Source organism: Mesorhizobium sp. M7A.F.Ca.US.006.04.2.1 (genome assembly GCF_004022915.1).
GTDB classification, from domain to species: Bacteria; Pseudomonadota; Alphaproteobacteria; order Rhizobiales; family Rhizobiaceae; genus Mesorhizobium; species Mesorhizobium ciceri.
Genome location: NZ_RZQA01000334.1, coordinates 1 through 6,243, shown reverse-complemented (window position 1 = coordinate 6,243; position 6,243 = coordinate 1). Strand labels below are relative to the sequence as shown.

At 62.1% G+C, this 6,243-nt stretch carries 8 protein-coding genes; 3 read left to right on the top strand and 5 right to left on the bottom strand.

Annotated elements, in window-relative coordinates; genetic code table 11:
- The 3 genes from EN925_RS18480 to EN925_RS18470 all read left to right on the top strand — a co-directional run.
- Positions 1 to 266: phosphatase PAP2 family protein (locus tag EN925_RS18480; protein ID WP_128336783.1), on the top strand; the 266-nt coding region annotated here is incomplete at its 5' end.
- 176 nt (positions 267 to 442) lie between these two features.
- Positions 443 to 1,588: an alpha-hydroxy acid oxidase gene (locus EN925_RS18475; RefSeq protein WP_164766102.1), complete on the top strand. Its 1,146-nt coding sequence runs from the start codon at positions 443 to 445 to the stop codon at positions 1,586 to 1,588.
- A 9-nt stretch (positions 1,589 to 1,597) separates the two neighbouring features.
- Positions 1,598 to 2,143 carry an adenine phosphoribosyltransferase gene (locus tag EN925_RS18470; protein ID WP_013529989.1) on the top strand — a complete coding sequence of 182 codons (546 nt, stop codon included), beginning with the start codon at positions 1,598 to 1,600 and terminating at the stop codon, positions 2,141 to 2,143.
- Positions 2,144 to 2,188: 45 nt separating this feature from the next.
- Here the strand turns inward: EN925_RS18470 and EN925_RS18465 are convergent, their stop codons facing one another.
- From EN925_RS18465 to ychF, 5 genes are all read right to left on the bottom strand, one after another.
- Positions 2,189 to 2,659: a MaoC family dehydratase gene (locus EN925_RS18465; protein WP_027162159.1), complete on the bottom strand. Its 471-nt coding sequence runs from the start codon at positions 2,657 to 2,659 to the stop codon at positions 2,189 to 2,191.
- Entirely contained in the window at positions 2,656 to 3,132 is a 477-nt protein-coding gene (locus EN925_RS18460; protein ID WP_013529991.1) for a MaoC family dehydratase, read from the bottom strand. The genes EN925_RS18465 and EN925_RS18460 overlap by 4 nt, the downstream gene beginning before the upstream one ends.
- Before the next feature lie 123 nt (positions 3,133 to 3,255).
- Complete coding sequence (gene corA / locus EN925_RS18455; RefSeq protein ID WP_013529992.1) at positions 3,256 to 4,230, bottom strand: magnesium/cobalt transporter CorA; 975 nt, start codon at positions 4,228 to 4,230, stop codon at positions 3,256 to 3,258.
- A gap of 189 nt (positions 4,231 to 4,419) precedes the next feature.
- The gene (locus EN925_RS18450; RefSeq protein ID WP_032808607.1) at positions 4,420 to 5,091 is read right to left on the bottom strand and encodes an HAD family phosphatase; all 672 of its coding nucleotides are present in this window, start codon (positions 5,089 to 5,091) and stop codon (positions 4,420 to 4,422) included.
- A 66-nt stretch (positions 5,092 to 5,157) separates the two neighbouring features.
- Positions 5,158 to 6,243, bottom strand: a 1,086-nt coding sequence (gene ychF / locus EN925_RS18445) for a redox-regulated ATPase YchF (RefSeq protein ID WP_128336781.1), incomplete at its 5' end; no start/stop codon positions are given.

Sequence of the window (6,243 nt, the reverse complement as noted above, 5' to 3'; positions counted from 1 at the left end):
GTTCCTGGCCGTCCGGCCACGCCACCGTCGGCACCATGATGGGCATTATCCTGTCCGATATGGTTCCTGAAAAGCGCGCAGAGATCATGGCGCGTGCGGCCGAATACGCCCACAACCGCGAGGTCGGCGGCATCCACTATGCGTCCGACGTCGAGATGGGCAGGATTTCCGGCAGCGTCATCGCCGCGGTCCTGCTCAACCGGGACGACTTCAAGGCCGAGTATGAAGTGGCCAGGGCCGAGCTTCGTTCGGATCTCGGCATGTAATCTTCGTCAATCGGATTAGACCAGAAAGGGGCGCTTCGGCGTCCCTTTTTTTGCTCATGGCCATGTCCGGAGGGCAGCTCGAAAAATAGTCCGTTGGCACGCCGACAACAGGTTGATATTCGATGCATCGAACGGTGGCGAGAAACTTGTCCCGCCATGGCCTTTGGAATTCGATGATGCGGCTCAGCGACTGTCACAACTTTTCCGATTTCCGCCGCATGGCGCAGCAGCGGCTGCCGGGACCGATCTTCAACTACATCGACGGCGCGGCGGACGACGAGGTCACCTATCGCCGCAACACCGAAAGCTTCGAGACCTGCGACCTGGTTCCCAACGTGCTGCGCGGGGTGAGCGAGGTCGACATGTCGGTGACGGTCATGGGCCAGAAGCTGGCGATGCCGTTCTATTGCTCGCCGACCGCCTTGCAGCGCCTGTTCCATCACCAGGGCGAGCGCGCGGTCGCCAAGGCCGCCGCCAAATACGGCACCATGTTCGGCGTGTCGTCGCTGGGCACCGTCAGCCTTGAGGAGGCGCGCAGCATCAGCAGCAGCCCGCAGGTCTACCAGTTCTATTTCCACCGGGATCGCGGTCTTAACCGGGCGATGATGCAGCGGGCAAAGGCGGTCGGCGTCGAGGTGATGATGCTGACCGTCGACAGCATCACCGGGGGAAACCGCGAACGCGACAAACGCACCGGCTTTGCCATTCCCTTCAGGCTCAATCTCGCCGGAATGGCGCAGTTCGCGCTCAAGCCGGCGTGGGCGATCAACTATTTCACCCATGAGGGCTTCGAGCTACCGCAGCTCGACGAGCATGTCGACATGGGCGGCGGCACGATGTCGATCAGCCGTTACTTCACCGAGATGCTCGATCCGTCGATGACATGGGACGACGTCGCCGAGATGGTCAAGCTCTGGTCGGGTCCGTTCTGCCTCAAGGGCGTCATGTCGGTGGAGGATGCCAAACGCGCTGTCGACATCGGCTGCAGCGGCATCGTGCTGTCGAACCATGGCGGGCGGCAGTTGGATGGCTCACGGGCGGCGTTCGACCAGCTTGCCGAGGTCGTCGATGCCGTTGGCGACAGGATCGACGTCATCATGGATGGCGGCGTGCAGCGCGGCACACACGTGCTGAAAGCGCTGTCGCTCGGCGCCAAGGCCGTCGGCGTCGGACGCTACTATCTGTTTCCGCTCGCGGCGGCCGGTCAGCCCGGCGTGGAACGGGCGCTCGAACAGATGCGGGTCGAGATCGAACGCGGCATGAAGCTGATGGGCTGCAGCTCGATCGAACAATTGTCGCGCAATAACCTTCGTTTCAGGTAATCTCGCCCCATGAAATCCTCGCTCGAAGACACGCTGCTTGCCGCGATCCGCACCATTCCGGACTATCCCAAGCCCGGCATCCTGTTTCGCGACATCACCACGCTGCTTGGCAATGCGCGCGCCTTCCGCCGCGCCATCGACGAACTGGTGCATCCCTATGCCGGCCAGAAGATCGACAAGATCGCCGGCATTGAGGCGCGCGGCTTCATCCTTGGCGGCGCCGTCGCCCATCAGCTCTCGGCCGGTTTCGTGCCGATCCGCAAGAAAGGCAAGCTGCCCTACGAGACGGTGCGCGTCGCCTACAGCCTGGAATACGGGCTGGACGAAATGGAGATGCACAAGGACGGTGTTGCTCCGGGCGAGAAAGTGATCCTGGTCGACGATCTGATCGCCACCGGCGGCACGGCTGAAGCGGCGGTCAAGCTGCTGCGCCAGATAGGTGCCGACATCCTCGCCGCCTGTTTCGTCATCGACCTGCCGGACCTCGGCGGCCGTGCCAAGCTGGAGGCGCTTGGCGTGCCGGTGCGGACGCTGATTGGGTTCGAGGGGCATTGAGTGTTCTTCCCTTCTCCCACATGGGAGAAGGAAGAAGCGCCGCCTCTACTCGGCCTTCACCAGCACGGCGCTTTCGAACTCGAGCACTTTGTCGCCGGTCGAATCGAAAGCTTCCGAACGCAGCGCCAGCAGCCGCCAGCCGGGGCGTGAGGCAATCGGGCGGTGCGACAGCGCGGTGCGCGTGAAGGTGATGGTTTGCCCGGCATAGACCGGCTTGAGCCATTTCAGGTTCTTGAAGCCAGGCGAGGGGCCGAATTCCGGCACCGGACCGGGGCCGCTCCACGCAGCGATCTCGGCGTCCATGCGGTTTTCGAGATTGAGTTTCATCCAGGTGGCGGCGGTGTGCCAGCCGGATGCGCAGAGCCCGCCGAGCACGCTTTTCTTCGCGGCCTCCTCGTCGGTATGGAAGATCTGCGGGTCGTATTTGCGGGCGAAGGCCTTGATCGCCTCGGGCTCGAATGTGTGCGAGCCGAGCGTTACCGTGGTGCCGATACGAAAGAACTCGTCCAGTGTCATGCTTGGCTCCCCGCGGCATCGCGCGTGAGGAACATGGCGGAGTTCTCGAGCTCGAAGACGCTTTCGCCGCGCTGGTTGAACAGTTCGCTGCGCATTGTAACGAAGCCGAGTTGTGGCTTCGATTTGGACAGGCGCTTGGCAACGACCACCAGGGTGCCGGTCAGTTGATCGCCGGCCAGGACCGGCTTCTTCCATTTGACCTGATCGACGCCGGGCGCGCCCTGGCAGGTCGAGTCCAACAGGAAGGCATCGCACAGCATGCGCATGAACATGGCGCAGGTGTGCCAGCCCGACGCCGCCAGCCCACCGAGGATGCTGGCCTTGCCGGCTTCCTCGTCGAGATGCATCGGCTGCGGGTCGAATTCTCCGGCGAATTCGACGATCTCGGCGGCACTCACGAGCTTCGAGCCGAGGTCGATCGATGCACCCTCGATGAAGTCCTCATAGGCCCATGTTTTTATCTCTGCGGTCATGGTCTGGAATCCGGCTTGTCGACCCACGATCCCCAGGATCGGGGTTTCCGGATGCAGGCCGGCGTTCATTTGGTCAAGCGATTTCTACTGCGCCAGCCTGTGGCAGCCGATCGACAGGCCCACTCAGAGCCAGCCGCGGCGGCGGAAATACCAGAAGGGCAGGATCGCCGACAGCACCATCATGGCGATGGCGAAGGGATAGCCAAGTTCCCATTTCAACTCGGGGATGACGTCGAAATTCATGCCGTAGATCGAGGCGACCAAAGTCGGCGGCAGGAAGATGACGGCGGCGACCGAAAATATCTTGATGATGGCGTTCTGCTCGATCGAGATCATGCCGAGCGTCGCGTCGAGCAGGAAAGAGATCTTCTGCGATAGGAAGGTGGCGTGGTCGGCGAGTGACAGCACGTCGCGGGACAGCGTCTTGATGCGCGCCTTGGTGTCCTTGCTCATCTTGGTGCGGGTCGAGGCATGGGCGAAAAAGCCCGCCAGGCGCTGCAGCGAGATCAGGCTGTCGCGGATCGAAGACGCGATGTCCTCCTTGCGGCCGATGGCTTTCAACAATTCCTGGAAGTCGCGATTGCGCTTGGAAACCTTGGTCGATCGCGCCTCGAAGATATCGCGCGAGATCGCCTCGATGTCACGGCCGGCACGCTCCAGAATGTCGGCGAGACGGTCGACGATCGCCTCCAGCAAGCCGATCAGGATGGTGTCGCCGCTGGTGCAGCCGGTCGCCACCTTCTCGGCGCGCTGCGGAAAGGTCTTGAAGGCCTTCGGCTCGTGGTAGCGCACAGTGATCAACCTTGTGCCGGCGAGCACGAAGGTGACCGGCGACATCAAGGGATCGTCGACCTCGGTCTGGGCGGGCAGGGTTGCGGTCATGAAGTAGGCGCCGTCCTCGACATAGAGGCGGCTCGAAATCTCGATCTCCTCCATCTCCTCGCGTGTCGGAATGGCCACGCCGAGCCAGCTCTCGATCGTCGCTTCCTCTTCCTTTGTCGGGTTGAACAGGTCCGCCCAGACGATGGTCTCGCTGTTTGCCAGGAGATCGTCGACGAGGCGCAGGCGATCATTGTCCACGACGAAGGCCTTGATCATCGCCTGATATCCCTTGCTGGGGCCAAAGGGTGTGTTCGGATTGACGCGTCGTGTTGGATTGCACGGTTCCCGGCGCCAGCGCCGACCGTGCGTCTGCCGCTTAGACCTGTGACGTGACAAAATCAAGACAAGCCCGAATCGGGCCGGGGGACGGCCCTCGCGGCTCGGAAGCCGCGTCAGCGGATCGATCTAAAGACTGGCTAGAGTGACCTCCAAGTCCTCGTATGCGCCGACGAGGGCATCCGCGCCATGTCGCAACAGAGCATCGCCATGAGTGCCGGTGCAATGACTGCCAGCGGTAAATCCGATCACGCGCATACCTGCTGCCTTGCCCGCCAGGACGCCATTCACGCTGTCCTCGACCACGATGCACTCCTTTGCATGAACACCGATCGTGTCCGCCGCATGCAAGAACAGGTCTGGTTCCGGCTTTCCATTGACGACCATGTCCGATGAAAAAATATTAGGATCGAAAAGGTCGACAAGGCCCGTGTGTTCGAGTTTCCAACGCAATCGGGCCAGCGGCGTGCTTGACGCCACACATCTCCATGCGGCGAGCCGGCCAATCACATTCCGTGCATCGGGTAAGGCCGCCAGATTCTTACGCAAGCGTTCGTTGGTGTGGTCGGCAAGCTGTTCAAAAAAGAGCGGAGAGAGCGGCTTGGCTCGCTCTTGGCCGATCGCTTCGAGCTTCGCCTGCCACATAGCGGGAGACAATCCCATGAAGGCTTGCGTATAGGCGCTTGGTTCGAACGTGATGCCGGCCGCCGCCAGATATTCAAGCTCGGTTGCCTGGTATATCTCCTCGCTGTTCACGAGGACGCCGTCACAATCAAATATTATCAGCTTTATAGGCGACACTTTGGGCCTGATATCTGGTGGTCGGCTCAGCCGGCCCGCGGACAGTCTCGAAGGACTTCCATCAAATCACGTGTTGAACTTGAACAGCAGGATGTCGCCGTCCTGGACGACATATTCCTTGCCTTCGTCGCGGGCCTTGCCGGCTTCCTTGGCCGCCACTTCGCCGCCCAGTGTGACGAAGTCATTGTAGGCGATGGTCTGGGCGCGGATGAAGCCGCGCTCGAAATCGGTGTGGATGACGCCGGCGGCCTGGGGGGCCTTGTCGCCCTTATGGATGGTCCAGGCGCGCGTCTCCTTCGGCCCGACGGTGAAGTAGGTGATGAGGTGCAACAGATCGTAGCCGGCGCGGATGACCTTGTTGAGGCCGGGCTCGTCGAGGCCGAGCGAGGACAGGAATTCCATCTCTTCCTCATCGGAGAGCTGTGCGACCTCGGCTTCGATGGCGGCCGAGATCACCACGGTGCCGGCGCCCTGGGCGGTCGCCATCTTTTCCACGGCCCTGGTGTGCTCGTTGCCGGTGGCTGCGTCGGCCTCGGCGACGTTGCAGACATAGAGCACGGGATGCGAGGTCAGAAGGTTCAGGCCCTGCAGGATGCGCAAATCTTCGGCCGAAATATCCTTGAGCAGGATGCGGGTCGGCTTGCCGGCCTGCAGCAGTTCTAGCGCTGCCTCCATCATCGGCAGCACTGACGTCGCTTCCTTGTCCTTGCTGCCGGCGCGCTTGCGGAATTGCACGATGCGGCGCTCGAGGCTGTCGAGGTCGGCGAGCATCAGCTCGGTTTCGACCGTCTCGGCATCGGCCACCGGGTCGATGCGGCCCTCGACATGGGTAATGTCGTCATCCTCGAAGCAGCGCAGCACATGCACGATGGCGTCGACCTCGCGGATGTTGGCGAGGAACTGGTTGCCCAGCCCTTCGCCCTTCGAGGCGCCGCGCACCAGACCGGCAATGTCGACGAAGGAGATGCGGGTCGGGATGATCTCCTTTGACTTGCCAATCGCCGCGATCTTCTGCAGGCGCGGATCGGGCACCGCGACCTCGCCGGTATTCGGTTCGATGGTGCAGAACGGATAGTTGGCGGCCTGCGCCGCAGCCGTTCTGGTCAACGCGTTGAAAAGCGTCGACTTGCCGACGTTGGGCAAGCCAACGAT